Source organism: Bartonella vaga, assembly GCF_037070895.1.
In the GTDB taxonomy this organism is placed as follows: Bacteria; Pseudomonadota; Alphaproteobacteria; order Rhizobiales; family Rhizobiaceae; genus Bartonella.
Genome location: NZ_JAYMZK010000004.1, coordinates 48,530 through 65,954, shown reverse-complemented (window position 1 = coordinate 65,954; position 17,425 = coordinate 48,530). Strand labels below are relative to the sequence as shown.

The window sequence follows — 17,425 nt, the reverse complement described above, 5'->3', positions numbered from 1 at the left end:
GGATTTTTTGAAAATTAGATGTCTAAATTGGAAGCGAAAGTGGAGTTTTCTTGTATAAAACGAAACCGCGCTTCTGGTTTTGTTCCCATTAAACTCTCTACTGTACTTCTAGTTTCTTGCATTGTTGTCGTGTCAATAGAAACGCGTAGCAATGTACGCTTTTGAGGATGCATAGTCGTTTCTTTAAGTTGTTCAGCACGCATCTCACCAAGTCCTTTGAAACGCCCAATTTCAATTTTAGCTTTTCCAGTAAATTCAGTCTTTAGCAATTCATCTTTATGGGTATCATCACGGGCATAAGCGACTTTTCCTCCTTGCGATATTCTATAAAGGGGAGGTACGGCAAGATATAAATGTCCTTTATGAATAAGGTCGGGCATCTCCTGAAAAAAGAAGGTGATGAGGAGTGAGGCAATGTGAGCACCATCAACATCTGCATCCGTCATAATGATAATACGTTCATATCTGAGGTCTTTTTCGCGATATTTAGAGCGTGTGCCACATCCAAGGGCAAGTATAAGATCACCAATTGTCTGACTTGAGTTCATTTTCTCGTGTGCTGCACTGGCTACATTTAAGATTTTTCCACGAAGAGGTAAAATTGCTTGGTTCGCTCTGTTCCGTGCTTGTTTAGCGGAACCACCGGCAGAATCACCTTCAACAATGAATAATTCAGCACCAGCAGCGTAGTTTTGGCTACAATCTGCAAGTTTACCAGGCAAACGTAATTTACGAACAGCAGTCTTTCGATTTATTTCTTTGTCTTGGCGTCGTTTAACGCGTTCTTCAGCACGTTCAATAACCCAATCAAGAAGCTTTGTTGACTCTTGTGGGGAATTTGTCAGCCAATGATCAAAAGGGTCACGTATTGCATTCTCAACGATACGCTGTGCTTCTATTGTTGCTAATCGATCTTTTGTTTGTCCAACAAATTCAGGATTTTTTATGAAGACTGACAATATTGCGGCTGTTGAAATCATAATATCATCGGATGTAATGATAGCAGCACGCTTATTTCCTATTAACTCAGCGTAGGATTTTAATCCGCGTAAAAGAGCTTGACGCAGTCCTAATTCGTGTGTTCCCCCTTCTCCAGTGGGAATAGTATTGCAGTAAGACTGTACGCAAGGATTGCCACTATGCCAAGCGATAGCCCATTCAACGGAGCCATGGCCGTTAGGTTGTTTTGTTTTGCCAGAAAAAATTCCCGATGTTACCCGATATTCATTTTTCAGTGATGAGAGTAAATAATCTTTAAGTCCGTCAGGGAAGTGAAAAACGGCTTTTTCGGGAATATTTTTTTTTCCTTCTAGTATGGTAGAATCGCAATTCCAGCGAATTTTGACACCGCCAAAAAGATAAGCCTTGGAGCGTGCCATCTTATAAATTTTTTCTGGATCAAAAGCTGCTTTTTCACCAAAAATTTTTTTATCAGGATGAAAACGAACGCGTGTGCCACGACGATTATAAACATCACCTAAATCCTCTAATCCAGATTTAGGAATACCGCGTGAAAAACGTTGTCGATAAAGTTTCCGTTCTCGTGCTACTTCAACTTCCATATCATCAGAAAGAGCATTAACGACAGAAATTCCTACTCCATGTAATCCGCCGGCAGTTTGATAAACTTTGTTATCAAATTTTCCACCTGAATGAAGTTGTGTCATAATGACTTCAAGAGTAGATTTGTTGGGCATTTGAGGGTGATTTTCAACAGGAATGCCCCGTCCGTTATCTGTAACCGTTAAATAACCATTTTTATCTAATGATACATCAATTAAATCTGCATAGCCGGCGACAGCCTCATCCATAGCATTATCAATAATTTCAGCAAATAAGTGATGAAGAGCCCTACTATCTGTCCCACCGATATACATCCCAGGCCGTAGACGTACAGGTTCTAAGCCCTCAAGTACTCGAATAGAGAGGGCACTATAGTTATCCTCTTTCGTATTTTTTTTTGAAGCCACTGCTTCTAAGCTTTCTGAAGTTTGTAGATTTTTTTCCTTTGTTTTTGTTGGAGATTGAGCACTATTAAAAATACTAAAAAGATCTTTTCTGTTATCGCTCATGGCGTTTGATCATCCACCTCATTAGAATAAATGTTTCATTACAATAAATTTTATGCCTGTTTTTCATTTGAAAATCAACACACTTAGGATACGTCAATTGTTGGGCCAAAAATTTGTTCAAATGTTTGTTTTAGAGCAATATCAATATCGTGCATTCTTACAGGGAAACCTAGATCAAAAAAGCTGGTTACGCCATGATTTGCAATTCCACAAGGAACAATTCCTGAATAATGCGCTAAGTTAGGATTAACATTGATGGAAATGCCATGAAAACTTATCCATTTGCGTACGCGAATTCCTATAGCTGCGATCTTATTTTCGGAAAAGTTTTTTCCTTGTGTTGATGAAAAATTAGAGTGTTGAACCCAGACACCAACTCGGTCTTCGCGACGCTCACCTTTAATATTAAATTTTGCAAGCATTTGTATGATCCATTCTTCTAATGCACTAATAAAAGCACGAATGTCTTGTTTTCGTCGTTTAAGATCAAGCATAATATAAACAACACGTTGTCCCGGGCCATGATATGTGAGTTCACCGCCACGACCCGCTTCATAAACGGGAAACAAATTAGGTTCTAAAAGATCCTTTTTATTTGTACTTGTACCGGCTGTATAAAGGGAGGGGTGTTCAAGAAGCCAAATTTGTTCAGACACGTTTTTTGCAAGAATATTTTCTACACGCTCTTGCATATAACGCAGTGCTTCAGGATATTCGACAAAGTTACTGCTTGTTTTCCATTCAACTGGTGGATTACTGGAGAGTGTTTTAAAGTTATGTGATAAGTTACTACGATTAGTATGTTTCATTTCAAATGTCATTAGTAATATTGATACTGGTTTTCGGATTTGTGCTGTAATTAGAAAAAAGTACAGAGTAAGCTTTGAAATTGTTTATTAAAGTTAAAATAATATGGCAATGAATTTTGTCTTAATACAATTCTCTATACTTAAAAGCCTATACTCGTTCTACCATCTTCCTGTTGCACCGCCACCACCTGAAGATCCACCACCACCACCTCTGAATCCTCCACGTTTTGAATGACTACCAAAAATGCTTCCAGAGCGTTTACCAATAGCATTTAAATTTAAAAACCAAGGCGTGAAAATAACACCCATCCAGAGATATTTTTGTGGACCTACTTTTTTACCAAAAATCATTGCAAGAATGGGTAAACCAACCATTATAAAAATGATTAAAAACATAACTATATTGGTCAGCATTTCTTCTTTTTCAGCTTGTTTATGTTGTTTTTCAATAATTTTAGCTTGTTCCTTGATTCTAAAAGAAAAGTCAGATTCACTTTCTGTAATTACCTTAATAATTGCATGAATTGCTTCGGCAATTCCTTTTTGATAATTTCCTTCATGGAAATTTGGAAGCACGAGGTTATTAATAATAACTGCGGAAATAGCGTCTGTTAACTCTCCTTCCAAACCATAGCCCACCTCAATACGTACTGAGCGTTCATTTGGTGCAATGACCAGTAATACACCGTTATTGAGCTCTTTTTGACCTAATTTCCATGCGCGGAAAAGAGAATTACTATATATCTCTATATCATTTCCTAAAAGGCTCTGAAGAGTTACAATAACAATTTGATCTCCTGTTTTTTTTTCGAGCGCAGCCAACTTCTTTGTTAGATTCTCCTTTGTTTCCTTGTCAAGTAAATGAGCCATATCGTTTACATAGCCAGTTAAGGGAGGAAATTTAGTCTGCGAGTAAGCGACACTTCCTAATGCAATGACCAAATATAAAGTGCTTAAAAAATTCACTAAGCAGGAAAGGATATTGCGTTGTATGGAGTGACGAAATAGTTTCATTAATTAAAATTGACCTTCGGTGTTTCTTGGCTACTGGTCTCTATGGTAAAATTTGGCATAGGCTTTGCATCACGAAACCATAATTTTGCCCAAATCATTGTTGGCATTGTTTTTAGCGCAGTATTGTAGATACGTACTGATTCGATATAATCACGGCGTGCAACAGAAATACGATTCTCAGTTCCTTCTAATTGTGATTGAAGAGCAAGAAAATTCTGATTTGCTTTAAGATCGGGATAGTTTTCGACAACCGCCATAAGACGTGAAAGTGCGCTTGATAAATTTGCTTGATTATTGAGATATTCCCGCATAATTTGCGGATTATTCAACATATCAGCATTAACATTTACTTGTGTTGTTTTAGCACGTGCTTCAATAACATTCGTAAAAACAGATTGTTCATGAGCAGCGTAGGCTTTTACAGTTTCTACGAGATTTGGAATAAGATCAGAACGGCGTTGATACTGGTTCAACACTTCACTCCATGCAGCATGTGCTTTTTCTTCGTTTATTGCTATCGTGTTAAATCCGCAGCCACTTAAAAATAATATTAAAACTGCCAAGAAAGTAGTGGTTGAAAATTGTCTTAACATTTTAATTTTGGAATAAGCAGATGTAATTGAAGCAGTTTGTATATTTAGCATAAAGATATCTCCACAGCTATTTTATGTGTTATATAGGATGTATCTTTTTTGTGAAAAGTATTTTTAATTTTATAGAAAGACATTTTCTGAATAAATTAAGATCTGTATGAGCTTTTATCTTATTTAGGTTTTTGACATTAAAATAATAATTGCACTGTAATAGCAATTTATAAAATATTAATTATTTTTGATGCAGATTACTCTCTTTCCACTTTTTATTCAGATACTGCTTATTTCTCAAGATAACAATTGAGGAGAAAAGTTTTGGATGGCTTTTGAAAGCTACGAAAATGAAATTTATAAATTTTATTCCATAAGTAAAATATAAATAAAGTGTGTTAAAACGAAAGCATTAAGTGCTTATCCATAAAAATAAATTTTACTGATTGTAGTTTGACAGTATATTTTGCACCAAGTGGGAAGAGGTAGGATGAGTTAAGAATATGTGATAATTTATTGTTTTTATGTGTATTTTTTACTATTAAATGCGTTTTTTATCAAATTAGATTTTGACACCTAAAATTGCAAAAAAGAGCAAAAATTACAAAAATCAAAATTTTTCAGCAAAAAGAGTAGAAGGCTTTGAAAACCCTTTTGAAAAAAATCAAACAAACCGTAAAATTTGCTTTAAAAACAGCCCAAAATGATCAAAAAAGCAAAAAAGATTTTCACTTATTTGTGATTATCTATATTTTATAGTCAATATATAATTATAAATCATATAGTTAAATAATTTTTTTAATGTAAAAAGATTTTCATATCAGTTTTTCATTTTGGAGGGACATTAAGCTGTATCTTGTGTAGTTGTTAGATGTGCTTTTTCAGCTTCGATCTAACGTTTTAAATGCAATTTTAGAAGAGAAAAAGTTGCTTCAACTTCTTCTATATCTTTGATGTTTTGGACAAACTCCTACAGTTTTCCAAAGAGCTCGGCCGCGATTTACGCTATATCTTCAGGGGGAGGAATTTAATTTTTGCATCACGATAGGTTGTATAAGCTACGCGACCAAGCTTTTTCATAAGGCTAACAAGAAGGATTGATGTATCCCATACAGTACGCCATACCCTTAATTCCAAAGTGGGGGATTATACCATTATTGCTGCTAAGCATCGCTTACGCACTTCTGAGATTTTAAATTACAGTGAAATTGATGCCATTGTGGTGCAAGGCTGATAAAGAGAGTGCCGCACTTTTAGAGGTAGCAGAAAATCTTTTCGGAATGAATTGTGTCGGTGATTAATCGTGCGTTGTTTCTCCAGATTTATCGTAAATTATGGGAAAAGAAATATGGAGATATTAAGCGGGGAGGGGACAGAAAATCAAAGGTGCAAGTTGCACCTTTGATCGGTGATGGTGCAGATTTAGAGAAATTGGTGCAACTTGCACCTATTTCTCAAACAGAGGGAGAAGATTGCAAGAGGAGAACTTTATCTTTTGCTAAACATGTAGCGGATCGCATTGATTTCTCTCAAGATGTTGTAAAACGGCTTAACTGTATTGCTCAGCATTTACAGCCAGAATTGCGGTCTATTTTGCGTGGTACGGCATTAGCAGATAATCAAATCAAGCACAATTGCTAAAACTGGTGAAGATGGAGCCATCTGCACAACGGAAAGTAGCGGTTGCTTTACAGCAGGTTGAGAGCGATTTACGGCGTGCCTTTGATTTGGTTAATGGCATTATACGCCGCTCCAAATAAGTGAGCAGGAACGTATTTTTACGCAATTATTAGGCATGAGGAAATTGATATCAGCTGCGGAAGTCATTAATAATCGTGTGGGTGATGTAGTGAATTTTCCGAGTGTTGCAACGCCATTATCAGCCCTTTATGGATATGCTAAGGTTCCAGATCAGCAGCCGTCAGGAGTTCCAACGCCTCTCCCGACAAGACCCAAAGGATTAAACCGATCTAGAGCGTGCTGTTCGGTTTTTATATCTACAAAAATTAGGCTTTAGCGGCAAAGTTGCTAACCGTGCGTTTTGCATTTCAACTGACCGTAGTGCGCGATTTAATTATTTTAAGGCTGAAGCATCATTAAAGCTTATTTATTGCCGCTTAGCAGGAGTTAGCATTGAACAGTCAAACTGATCTGACTTTATGATTCGCTATGATCGACCAAATATCTTGTTTTATCTTGATCCGCCTTATTGGGGTGTTGAGGATTACTACGGAAAAGATTTATTTAAGCGAGAAGATTATCAGGTGATGGCAACGATTCTTTCGCAATTAAAGGGGAAGTTTCTTCTTTCTTTAAATGATGTGCCAGAGATTCGAAAAACCTTCAGCCAATTTAATATAAAAGAGGTCAGCACATCTTATACATGTGGCTCTTCAAATAATACTGTAGCTAAAGAACTAATCATCACAAATTATGATTTTTAGCAGAAGAAAAAATATTCTTTGAGAGGGCTTTAAAACCCCTTTGAAGACCCTTTGAAAGCCCTTTAAAAATTCTTTGAAAAAAAATAAATTGGTGCAAAACCTGGTGGCAAGCTACAAAAATCAACAAGTTATAGCACGATAAAAGTGCAGTGGCGGAGGGGGTGGGATTCGAACCCACGGTACAGTCTCCTGCACGCCGGTTTTCAAGACCGGTGCCTTAAACCGCTCGGCCACCCCTCCAAACTAATACGCTTTCTTACAAAATTCTCGTAAAAGGTCAATCATTGAAATGTATTTAAATTAATAATTTCATTTTATGGCAGAGAATCCTTGCCTAAAAAATGAAAATTGATGCGGCCGTTCATAACGGAACGCTATTTCATTTGATTTACTGGAACAGTAAAAATTCTTAACCGGAGTGCTCTACTTTAATAATTTTCTTCTTTATTTTTGGTTTAGTTTTTTCTACCATGGGCAGTTGTGATAAATTATATAAAAATTAGATTTTATACACAACCATATGATTTCTAATTAAGTTTCTGTGATTATATTAAACAAAAAATTGATATCTTTCTTTAGAAACTAGAGAAGCTCACCTTCTGATGTAATATAGCGGAAAACTGTTTAATTACATATTGGTATAAAAATGCTCAGGTGCTGCAGATGTTACTACATGTATTGTAATACAGAGAAAATTCAACAACTTTAAGCCATTCATGATGAATGAATTTATATTATCATTTTCCCTTAATGTTGCTGCTGTTTGTACGTTTGAATGGTTCATTCATCTCAGGTTTTCCTTATTGTAAAACTGTTTTTCAATTTGCGGATCATTTGATACTTCGATGTTATGGGAGCAAAGATTTTTTATTTCTGAATAGGTAAAGATGGAAAGCCTTCTTTTGTATAGATTCTTTGTATTTTAAAAGGGCTAGAGAGATTATGCATACCTTTTGATAAATATAAGATTACCGCGATTTAAAAGACATCGTATCTCGATTATAGCAATGCACTTTTTATATTTATCTTTAATAGAGATTAATGATTATATGATCCGTATCCTAAAATAAAATTTGATGTATTGTACTTCTTACGTAATCAAAGATACACGACAGAGCTGATAATTTTATCGTCTGAATCAAAATACCTAAATTTTGTAAAGGAATATAGTATCACTTTTTCAAGTAGTCTGGTCTCATTTTGAGTAAGAAGAGGAGAGCTGCTTAATTATATTGATTCGATGAAATCTTATGCAAATTCCTTGTTGATCGCTTAAAACGTTTTTACGATATACTAGGAAAATTAAGTATGTCGTCAGAGTTTTTATATATATGAAAATTGGAAAAGTTTTGCAAAAATTGATCTAGAAGGAAAAATTGTTAAACTATATGCTTCTCAAATCAAGGTACAGCTTCTCTTCGTAAGATAAAGAATCTAATTTTTGCCTAAGACCTTTTAATCTACTGAGTCGCGAAGCTGTGAGTATGTTCTTTAAAAATTTTGTTTTTCTCAAGATGACCTAGAAAAACTTGAGGTGCTGATAGAAAAGCTTGGCGAAAAAGGATGCACTTTATAGAGATGAGATGCGTTAAATCCTGTTCCCTTAATTTAAATTCAATTATCTTACTTAACGCACACAAATCAAATTGTACGAAAAAGAAAATGGTGGGCGATGAGAGACTCGAACTCCCGACATCCTCGGTGTAAACGAGGCGCTCTACCAGCTGAGCTAATCGCCCAATTATAACAATTAGCAATTGAGTAGACGTTCTTTAAGGAAAATTTTTTACAAACGCAAGAATAAAGATAGTCTTTTATGATTTTTTTTAAAAAATGCATAAGTTTGCTTGACATAAACGGATGAACCCCTTACACGACCGATTATACCAATTTAATTGGTTCGAAGGAAGCGCGGGTGTAGCTCAGTTGGTTAGAGTGCTGGCCTGTCACGCCGGAGGTCGCGGGTTCGAGCCCCGTCACTCGCGCCATTTTTGTAGTTTATTCACGAAATTTCTGTTTTTTGAGTGCAAACATCTTGTCTGCAGAATAGTGAAGATAAAAATATTAGATTTAGTGCGTTTCTCAGAATATAATTTTTTCCTTTTTACGTGGTTTATAAGAATAGGACTTGCGTCTTTCTCTGCTCTGCGTTACCTATGCCGATACTAATAAGCATCATTTGACATGTCCTTGAAGCAGTACAAGAAAAATTAACAGAGCGGTTGTTATAATGTGTTCTGTTTGATTTAAAATGTGGGGTGATTGCATTGGTGCAGACCATTTTAAAAGGTGGAAGAAGATTATGACTCATTTATTGGGCTCTTATTTGCCGGTTTTGATTTTTATCGTTGTTTCGGCGCTTATTACTGGGGTTCTTTTGATTATACCCTACATTGTAGCCTACCGTTCTCCTGATCCTGAAAAATTATCAGCGTACGAATGTGGGTTTAATTCATTTGATGACGCACGTATGAAATTTGATGTCCGTTTTTATTTAGTTTCGATTTTGTTTATTATTTTTGATCTTGAAGTTGCTTTTCTTTTTCCTTGGGCGGTTTCATTGGGTTCTATAGGTATGTTCGGTTTTTGGTCGATGCTTCTATTTTTAGCACTTTTAACTGTCGGTTTCGTATATGAGTGGAAAAAAGGAGCTCTTGAATGGGACTGATATCTAATAATTCGATGGTTATTTCCCAAAGAGCAAAAGGGATTATTGATCCCAATACAGGGGAATTGATAGGTTCTGACGACAGTTTTTTTAAAAACATTAATGCTGAATTATCAGATAAGGGTTTTTTAGTTACTTCCGCAAATGCTTTGATCACTTGGGCGCGTACTGGTTCTTTGATGTGGATGAGCTTTGGTTTAGCTTGTTGTGCTGTTGAAATGATGCAGTGCTCTATGCCTCATTATGATAATGAGCGTTTTGGGTACGCACCACGCGCTTCTCCCCGTCAGTCAGATGTGATGGTAGTTGCTGGTACTTTAACAAATAAAATGGCGCCTGCTTTAAGAAAGGTTTATGATCAAATGCCTGAGCCACGTTATGTGATTTCTATGGGGTCATGCGCAAATGGTGGTGGGTATTATCATTATTCTTACTCTGTGGTACGTGGATGCGACCGTATTGTTCCTGTAGATATTTATGTTCCTGGATGTCCTCCTACAGCAGAGGCGTTGCTATACGGTATATTGTTATTGCAAAAAAAAATCCGTCGCACCGGATCAATAGAACGATAGGGAGCTTTGTTATTGTTATGAATGAATCATTAATCGAGCTTTCTACCTATTTGAAAGACAAATTAGGTGATAAGCTTGAAGAGGTTATTTTTGCCTTTGGCGAGTTGACCATTATATCGCGTCTTGATACTATTATAGATGTCTTGATGTTTGTTCGTGATGATTCTCGTTGCCTTTTTGTTAATATTACCGATATCAGTGGTGTTGATTATCCATCTCGCGATAAACGTTTTGATGTTTCTTATCATTTGTTATCTCCTCGCCATAATTTACGATTACGTATTAAGGTTCGTACTGATGAAAATACTCCGGTTGCTTCTGCTTGCGCGATTTATCCTGGGGCAGAGTGGTATGAGCGTGAGGCGTATGATATGTATGGGATTTTATTTTCAGGTCATCCGGATTTGAGGCGGATTTTAACTGATTATGGGTTTGAGGGACATCCTTTACGCAAAGATTTTCCCGTGACGGGATTTGTGGAGTGTCGTTATGATAATGAAGCGAAGAGAGTTGTTTATGAGCCTGTTGTTTTACGACAGGAAATGCGTAGTTTTGATTTTCTTTCTCCTTGGGAGGGGGCTCAGTATGTTTTGCCTTGTGATGCAAAAGTAGATGGTAAAAAATGATATTTGGGTCTAGCAGGGCGTAGTATTGGAGTAGTAAGCTTCTTAAATATTTGATTATTTTCAGCATGATAGATAATTATATTAGAATTCGATATGAAGTTTATTAAAAGGCAAGGGGTGAATTGTGGCTGAGGTCAGTGTTCGGAACTTTAATATCAATTTTGGTCCGCAGCATCCTGCTGCGCATGGGGTTTTGCGCATGGTTCTGGAGTTGGATGGTGAAGTTGTTGAGCGTGTGGATCCACATATTGGGTTGCTGCATCGTGGCACAGAAAAATTAATGGAAACAAAGACCTATCTTCAAGCCGCTCCTTATCTAGATCGTTTGGATTATGTCGCTCCTATGAATCAAGAACATGCTTTTGTACTCGCTATTGAAAAGCTTTTGGGTGTTGAGGTTCCAAAGCGCGGGCAGTTGATACGTGTTTTATTTTCTGAAATTGGACGTATTCTTAATCATTTACTTAATGTAACTACGCAAGCAATGGACGTTGGTGCTTTAACTCCTCCGCTTTGGGGATTTGAGCAACGTGAGCGATTAATGATCTTTTATGAGCGTGCATGTGGTGCGCGTCTTCATGCAAATTATTTTCGTCCTGGTGGTGTGCATCAGGATTTGCCTGAATCTTTAGTGGAGGATATAGGTAATTTTATTGATTCTTTTCTTATTGCACTTGGTCAACTTGATGCACTTGTAACACCAAATCGAATTTTTAAGCAGCGTAATGTAGATATTGGTGTGGTGAGTATTGATGAAGCTTGGGCGCGTGGTTTCTCTGGAGTTATGATTCGTGGAGCTGGAGTGCCATGGGATTTGCGTAAAAGTCAGCCCTATGAATGTTACGACGAAATGGAATTTGATATTCCTGTAGGTAAGAATAGTGATTGCTACGATCGTTATCTTATTCGTATGGAAGAGATGCGTCAATCAGCAAAGATTATGCGTCAATGCGTGGATCGCTTGCTTAGTACCGAAAAAAGTGGGCCTGTTTCGAGTTTAGATCGCAAAATTGTGCCACCAAAGCGCAGCGAAATGAAAAGTTCGATGGAAGCGCTTATTCACCATTTTAAACTTTATACGGAGGGGTTTCATACTCCGCCTGGTGAAGTGTATGTTGCTGTGGAAGCTCCAAAAGGTGAGTTTGGGGTTTATCTTATCTCTGATGGAAGCAATAAGCCTTATCGTGTTAAGTTACGTGCCCCTGGCTTTGCTCATTTGCAAGCTATGGACTTTTTAACTCGAGGTCATATGTTGGCAGATGCTACGGCGATTTTGGGTTCGATTGATATTGTTTTCGGGGAGGTTGATCGCTAATGTCTGTACGCCGTCTTGCAGATGATGTCTACCAGCCAAAAGAGTTTTCTTTTACGGAAGAAAATCAGATATGGGTACAAAATACTATAAAAAAATACCCTGTGGGACGTGAACAGTCTGCTGTAATTCCGTTGTTAATGCGTGCTCAAGAACAAGATGGTTGGGTGACACGCGCTGCAATTGAGCACGTTGCTCAGATACTTTCTATGGCCTACATTCGTGTTTTAGAAATTGCAACCTTTTATACTCAGTTTCAACTCAAGCCCGTTGGAACAAAGGCGCATATTCAAGTTTGCGGTACAACTCCTTGTATGTTACGTGGTTCTGAGGATTTGATTAAAGTTTGTCAAAAAAAGATCCATCATGAACCTTTTGTTCCCAATAAAGATGGAACGTTGTCATGGGAAGAAGTAGAGTGTCTTGGTGCTTGTGTGAATGCTCCTATGGTTATGATCTTTAAAGACACTTATGAAGATCTTACAGCTGAACGTCTTGAAGAAATTATTGATGCATTTGAAGCGGGTAAAGGTTTTGAAATAGCGGCAGGCCCACAAAGTTGTCGTCAGTCGTCGGAGCCTATTAGTGGGTTAACTTCTCTCAATGATGATAATGAAAAAAAGAAATTACTTTCTTCTTCGAAGAAAAAGGTTCGTAAGGAAATGGAAGCGTAGTATATATTTTGAGAGGATGTTGATTGTTTTGTCCATCGTGTGCCTTTGAGTAAAAGTCAAAAGTTATAAAAGGTATTTAAGAATTGCGTTTGAGGAAATGCTGAAAATGCTACGGGTAAAAGAAAGAGTGGGATATGCTGGCGGATAAAGATCGCATTTTCACAAATATTTATGGTTTAAAAGATAAGTCGTTAAAGGCTGCGGTATTGCGCGGACATTGGGACGGTACTAAAAGCATTATAGAAAAAGGCCGCGATTGGATTATTAATGAGGTAAAAGCATCAGGTTTACGTGGTCGTGGTGGTGCTGGCTTTCCTACTGGAATGAAGTGGTCTTTTATGCCCAAACAAAGTGATGGGCGTCCCCATTATTTGGTTGTAAATGCAGATGAATCAGAGCCTGGAACATGTAAAGATCGTGATATTTTACGCCACGATCCCCACACGTTGATTGAAGGGTGTGTTATTGCTACTTATGCTATGGGAGCAAATATTGCGTTTATTTATATTCGTGGTGAATACATTCGTGAGCGTGAAGCGCTTCAAGCTGCGGTTGATGAATGTTATGATGCGGGTTTACTTGGTAAAAAGACTAAATATGGACATGCTTGTGATATTATTATTCACCATGGTGCTGGTGCCTATATCTGTGGTGAAGAAACAGCCCTTCTTGAAAGTCTTGAGGGAAAAAAAGGGCAGCCTCGGCTTAAGCCACCATTTCCTGCGAATGTAGGAATTTATGGCTGTCCAACAACAGTAAATAATGTAGAGTCTATAGCCGTTGTTCCAACGATTTTGCGTCGGGGTGCTTCCTGGTTTTCATCAATTGGACGTGTAAATAACGTTGGAACGAAATTATTTATGGTTTCCGGTCATGTTAATACACCTTGTACATTTGAAGAGGCTTTGGGTGTTTCTTTTCGTGAGTTAATTGAAAAACATGCGGGGGGAATTCGTGGGGGATGGGGTAATCTTTTAGCTGTTATTCCAGGTGGAGCTTCTTGTCCAGTTGTTCGTGGTGAAGATATGGTTGATGCAATCATGGACTTTGATGGAATGCGGGATGTCGGATCTTCTTTCGGTACAGGCGGAATAATTGTCATGGATAAATCAACCGATATTATTAAGGCAATTTGGCGTATAGCAGCTTTTTTTAAGCATGAAAGTTGTGGGCAGTGTACACCATGTCGTGAAGGTACTGGTTGGATGATGCGTCTTCTAGGACGTATGGTTGAGGGAAGAGCACAAAAACGTGAAATTGACCTTTTATTTGAAGTTTCTAAACAGGTGGAAGGGCATACTATCTGTGCACTTGGTGATGCTGCCGCATGGCCCATACAGGGGTTAATACGTAATTTTCGTCCAGAAATTGAGCGTAGAATTGACGATTATACGCGAAATAGAATCCAAAGCAAAAATATTGCTTTTGAGGTAGTCGAATAGAGGCTTTTGTTAAAAAAATGGAATGTAAATTAAAATAGGTTTTCCATAGGCTGGATGAGTGATGATAAATATCAAGGTTGACGGTAAAGAAATTGAAGTTCCTGATTACTACACGTTGCTTCAAGCTGCTGAGGCTGCTGGTGTTGAAGTGCCGCGTTTTTGTTTTCATGAATCTTTATCAATTGCTGGAAATTGTCGCATGTGCTTGGTTGAGGTTAAGGGTGCTCCTCTAAAGCCTCAGGCTTCTTGTGCGATGGGAGTTCGCGATTTACGGTTAGGGCCTAATGGTGAAATTCCAGAAATTTTTACTAACACAGCAATGGTCAAAAAGGCACGTGAAGGTGTTATGGAATTCCTTCTTATCAATCATCCTTTGGATTGCCCTGTGTGCGATCAGGGAGGGGAGTGCGACCTTCAAGATCAGGCTATGCTTTATGGGCGTGATTGTTCTCGTTATGCAGAAAACAAGCGTGCTGTGGAAGATAAATATATTGGGCCACTTGTAAAAACTGTTATGACTCGGTGTATTCACTGTACACGTTGTGTTCGTTTTACGACTGAAGTAGCAGGTATTTCTGAACTTGGTTTGATAGGCCGGGGCGAGGATGCTGAAATTACAACATACCTTGAAAAAGCAATGACATCTGAATTGCAAGGAAATGTTATTGATCTTTGTCCTGTAGGAGCTTTAACTTCAAAACCTTATGCGTTTCATGCGCGCCCATGGGAATTGGTTAAAACAGAATCTATTGATGTGATGGATGCACTTGGCAGTGCTATTCGTATTGATAGTCGTGGTCGTGAAGTTATGCGAATAATGCCACGCACGAATGAAGATGTAAATGAGGAGTGGATTTCTGATAAGACACGCTTTATTTGGGATGGGTTGCGTACTCAGAGACTCGATAAGCCATATGTGCGCAAAGATGGCAAATTGCAACCTGCGAGTTGGATAGAGGCTTTTTCAGCAATTAAAAAGGCCGTCTCTAAAACCTCTCCAGAAAAAATTGGAGCGATTGCAGGGGATCTTGCCTCTGTTGAGGAAATGTATGCGTTTAAAGAATTGATGATTTCATTGGGTTCAAATGCATTTGATTGTCGTCAAAGAGGGATGGTTTTGTCTCCAGAATTTGGGCGTTCGACTTATGTTTTTAATCCAACGATTGCGGGTATTGAGCAGGCTGATGCATTGCTCATTGTGGGATCTAATCCGCGTTATGAGGCAGCTGTTTTGAATGCACGCATTTTAAAACGTCAGCGGATGGGGCAGTTTCCTATTGCATTAATTGGAGAGAAGGTTGATTTACGTTATCCCTACTCTTATCTTGGAAGCGGTACTGATGCATTGAGTATGCTTATCCATGGAAAGGATGCATTTTTAAATGTGTTGAAAGAAGCTGAGAAACCAATCATTCTTATCGGAGAAGGGGCTGTTTCAGGTCAAAAAGGTTTGTCTGTTTTAAAGAGTCTTGCAAAATTAGCGAATAGTGTTGGGGCTCTTAGTGAAAAATGGAACGGTTTTGGCATTCTTCACAGTGCTGCTTCAACTGTTGGAGGGCTAGATATAGGCTTTATTTCTGAATTTGGGACTGCAAATATTGTTAAGACTTGTGAAGTTTTATTTTTGCTTGGTGCTGATGAAGTAGAACTGTCTAGTAAGAAGGCTTTTACGGTTTACATTGGTAGTCATGGTGATAATGGTGCTCATGCTGCTGATGTGATTTTGCCTGCATCGGCTTATACTGAAAAATCAGGGATTTATGTAAATACAGAGGGGCGTGTTCAAATGACGAATCGGGCTGGTTTTGCTCCAGGTGAAGCAAAGGAAGATTGGGCTATTTTTCGTGCTTTATCTGATGTTTTAGGGAAGAAACTGCCTTTTGATTCACTTTTTCAATTAAGGCAGAGCTTATTTAATAAATATCCACATTTTTGTGCCGTTGATAATATAGCGCCTTCCTGTGTAGATGATCTTAAAGTGCTTGGTTTACATATGGGCACTCTAGAAACACAAACATTTACTTCTATGATCAAAGACTTTTATTTGACAAATCCGATAGCACGTGCTTCTGCAGTGATGGCTGAATGTTCATCTCTTACAAAGAGTCGTGTTACGAAAGTTGTAGATTAAGGGCAGAGGAAAAAGGAATAGTTATGCATGATTTCTTTATAATCTGGTTATTACCACTGCTCGCTATAGTCGGAAAAATATTGCTTTTTTTGGTTGTACTTCTGATTTTAGTTGCCTACCTTCTTTATGCAGATAGGAAGATTTGGGCGGCTGTACAATTACGACGGGGTCCAAATGTTGTTGGTCCGTGGGGATTGTTACAGTCTTTTGCAGATTTGATTAAATTTGTTGTCAAGGAACCTATTATTCCTGCAGCTGCTAATAAAGGTGTTTTTCTTTTGGCACCTTTTGTTTCTGCTACACTTGCTTTATCAGCTTGGGCTGTTGTTCCGGTTAATGAAGGTTGGGAAATTGCAAAAATTAATGTTGGTTTACTCTATATCTTAGCTATTTCATCTCTTGAAGTTTATGGCGTCATTATGGGTGGATGGGCGTCAAATTCAAAATACCCTTTTCTAGGAGCTCTTCGTTCAGCTGCGCAGATGGTTTCTTATGAAGTTTCAATTGGGTTTGTACTTGTAACTGTTATTTTGGTAAGTGGTTCACTGGATCTCACAACAATTGTTAATAGACAAAGTCATGGTATCGGTACGATGCTTGGTCTTTCTTTTGGTAGTTTTCTTGATTGGAATTGGCTCGTTCTTTTTCCAATGTTTATTATATTTTTTATTTCTGCGCTCGCAGAGACAAATCGTCCACCTTTTGACTTAGTTGAAGCAGAATCTGAACTTGTTGCTGGCCACATGGTTGAATATTCTTCAACGCCTTACATGCTTTTTTTTCTTGGTGAATATGTTGCTATTGTTTTAATGTGTGCACTAACAACTATTTTATTTTTAGGTGGTTGGTTGCCTCCCTTGGATGTTTGGTGGATTAATTGGATTCCCGGTGTCGTTTGGTTTGTTCTAAAAGTTTGTTTTGTATTTTTTATGTTTGCTATGGTCAAAGCATTTGTCCCGCGTTATCGCTATGATCAGCTTATGCGGCTTGGTTGGAAGGTTTTTCTTCCTATTTCATTGGCAATGGTTGTGATAACCGCTGCTTTTTTAAAGTATACTGGTTTCGTTTAAGAGGAGA

Annotated in this window: 12 protein-coding genes, 3 tRNA genes and 3 pseudogenes; 11 read left to right on the top strand and 7 right to left on the bottom strand. The window is 37.8% G+C overall.

Annotated elements, in window-relative coordinates:
* Positions 1-14: 14 nt before the first annotated feature.
* The 5 genes and pseudogenes from parE to WCP76_RS03875 form a co-directional block, all read right to left on the bottom strand.
* Positions 15-2,072 (bottom strand): DNA topoisomerase IV subunit B, encoded by a 2,058-nt coding sequence (gene parE, locus WCP76_RS03895; RefSeq protein WP_336294374.1) that lies wholly within the window; start codon positions 2,070-2,072, stop codon positions 15-17.
* Between the two features lie 83 nt (positions 2,073-2,155).
* On the bottom strand, positions 2,156-2,893 hold the full coding sequence (lipB, locus tag WCP76_RS03890; RefSeq protein ID WP_336294373.1) for a lipoyl(octanoyl) transferase LipB: 738 nt from the start codon (positions 2,891-2,893) through the stop codon (positions 2,156-2,158).
* A gap of 147 nt (positions 2,894-3,040) precedes the next feature.
* Positions 3,041-3,895, bottom strand: a complete 855-nt coding sequence (locus tag WCP76_RS03885; RefSeq protein WP_336294372.1) for a TPM domain-containing protein — start codon at positions 3,893-3,895, stop codon at positions 3,041-3,043.
* Entirely contained in the window at positions 3,895-4,539 is a 645-nt protein-coding gene (locus tag WCP76_RS03880) for a LemA family protein (protein ID WP_336294371.1), read from the bottom strand. Before WCP76_RS03880 ends, WCP76_RS03885 begins: the two co-directional genes overlap by 1 nt.
* A gap of 832 nt (positions 4,540-5,371) precedes the next feature.
* Positions 5,372-5,562 (bottom strand): annotated as a pseudogene (locus WCP76_RS03875) (helix-turn-helix domain-containing protein); the annotation flags it as partial.
* Positions 5,563-5,567: 5 nt separating this feature from the next.
* On the opposite strand from WCP76_RS03875, the pseudogene WCP76_RS03870 reads away from it, so the two are divergent.
* Positions 5,568-6,277, top strand: a pseudogene (locus WCP76_RS03870) (ParB N-terminal domain-containing protein); the annotation flags it as partial.
* Positions 6,275-6,923 (top strand): annotated as a pseudogene (locus tag WCP76_RS03865) (DNA adenine methylase). The pseudogenes WCP76_RS03870 and WCP76_RS03865, both read left to right, overlap by 3 nt.
* A gap of 150 nt (positions 6,924-7,073) precedes the next feature.
* Here the strand turns inward: WCP76_RS03865 and WCP76_RS03860 are convergent.
* Both WCP76_RS03860 and WCP76_RS03855 read right to left on the bottom strand, forming a co-directional pair.
* Positions 7,074-7,163: transfer RNA gene (locus WCP76_RS03860), tRNA-Ser, on the bottom strand.
* Between the two features lie 1,423 nt (positions 7,164-8,586).
* Positions 8,587-8,662: transfer RNA gene (locus WCP76_RS03855), tRNA-Val, on the bottom strand.
* Between the two features lie 172 nt (positions 8,663-8,834).
* Here WCP76_RS03855 and WCP76_RS03850 point away from each other — a divergent pair.
* The 9 genes from WCP76_RS03850 to nuoH all read left to right on the top strand — a co-directional run bounded on the left by WCP76_RS03850 (position 8,835) and on the right by nuoH (position 17,418).
* Positions 8,835-8,911, top strand: a tRNA-Asp gene (locus WCP76_RS03850).
* 314 nt (positions 8,912-9,225) lie between these two features.
* Entirely contained in the window at positions 9,226-9,591 is a 366-nt protein-coding gene (locus WCP76_RS03845) for an NADH-quinone oxidoreductase subunit A (RefSeq protein WP_336294370.1), read from the top strand.
* On the top strand, positions 9,582-10,163 hold the full coding sequence (locus WCP76_RS03840; protein ID WP_336294369.1) for a NuoB/complex I 20 kDa subunit family protein: 582 nt from the start codon (positions 9,582-9,584) through the stop codon (positions 10,161-10,163). Before WCP76_RS03845 ends, WCP76_RS03840 begins: the two co-directional genes overlap by 10 nt.
* Before the next feature lie 17 nt (positions 10,164-10,180).
* Positions 10,181-10,789 (top strand): NADH-quinone oxidoreductase subunit C, encoded by a 609-nt coding sequence (locus tag WCP76_RS03835; protein WP_336294368.1) that lies wholly within the window; start codon positions 10,181-10,183, stop codon positions 10,787-10,789.
* A 124-nt stretch (positions 10,790-10,913) separates the two neighbouring features.
* Entirely contained in the window at positions 10,914-12,104 is a 1,191-nt protein-coding gene (locus WCP76_RS03830) for an NADH-quinone oxidoreductase subunit D (RefSeq protein ID WP_336294367.1), read from the top strand.
* Positions 12,104-12,775: an NADH-quinone oxidoreductase subunit NuoE gene (nuoE, locus tag WCP76_RS03825; RefSeq protein ID WP_336294366.1), complete on the top strand. Its 672-nt coding sequence runs from the start codon at positions 12,104-12,106 to the stop codon at positions 12,773-12,775. Before WCP76_RS03830 ends, nuoE begins: the two co-directional genes overlap by 1 nt.
* A gap of 134 nt (positions 12,776-12,909) precedes the next feature.
* Complete coding sequence (gene nuoF / locus WCP76_RS03820) at positions 12,910-14,217, top strand: NADH-quinone oxidoreductase subunit NuoF (RefSeq protein ID WP_336294365.1); 1,308 nt, start codon at positions 12,910-12,912, stop codon at positions 14,215-14,217.
* 61 nt (positions 14,218-14,278) lie between these two features.
* The gene (gene nuoG, locus WCP76_RS03815; protein ID WP_336294364.1) at positions 14,279-16,348 is read left to right on the top strand and encodes an NADH-quinone oxidoreductase subunit NuoG; all 2,070 of its coding nucleotides are present in this window, start codon (positions 14,279-14,281) and stop codon (positions 16,346-16,348) included.
* 23 nt (positions 16,349-16,371) lie between these two features.
* Positions 16,372-17,418 (top strand): NADH-quinone oxidoreductase subunit NuoH, encoded by a 1,047-nt coding sequence (nuoH, locus tag WCP76_RS03810; protein WP_336294363.1) that lies wholly within the window; start codon positions 16,372-16,374, stop codon positions 17,416-17,418.
* The last annotated feature ends 7 nt before the right edge of the window (positions 17,419-17,425 follow it).

Coding starts and splice junctions, on each gene's coding strand:
- parE (WP_336294374.1), bottom strand. CDS start 2,072: ATGAGCGATAACAGAAAAGATCTTTTTAGTATTTTTAATAGTGCTCAA.
- lipB (WP_336294373.1), bottom strand. CDS start 2,893: ATGACATTTGAAATGAAACATACTAATCGTAGTAACTTATCACATAAC.
- WCP76_RS03885 (WP_336294372.1), bottom strand. CDS start 3,895: ATGAAACTATTTCGTCACTCCATACAACGCAATATCCTTTCCTGCTTA.
- WCP76_RS03880 (WP_336294371.1), bottom strand. CDS start 4,539: ATGCTAAATATACAAACTGCTTCAATTACATCTGCTTATTCCAAAATT.
- WCP76_RS03845 (WP_336294370.1), top strand. CDS start 9,226: ATGACTCATTTATTGGGCTCTTATTTGCCGGTTTTGATTTTTATCGTT.
- WCP76_RS03840 (WP_336294369.1), top strand. CDS start 9,582: ATGGGACTGATATCTAATAATTCGATGGTTATTTCCCAAAGAGCAAAA.
- WCP76_RS03835 (WP_336294368.1), top strand. CDS start 10,181: ATGAATGAATCATTAATCGAGCTTTCTACCTATTTGAAAGACAAATTA.
- nuoE (WP_336294366.1), top strand. CDS start 12,104: ATGTCTGTACGCCGTCTTGCAGATGATGTCTACCAGCCAAAAGAGTTT.
- nuoF (WP_336294365.1), top strand. CDS start 12,910: ATGCTGGCGGATAAAGATCGCATTTTCACAAATATTTATGGTTTAAAA.
- nuoG (WP_336294364.1), top strand. CDS start 14,279: ATGATAAATATCAAGGTTGACGGTAAAGAAATTGAAGTTCCTGATTAC.
- nuoH (WP_336294363.1), top strand. CDS start 16,372: ATGCATGATTTCTTTATAATCTGGTTATTACCACTGCTCGCTATAGTC.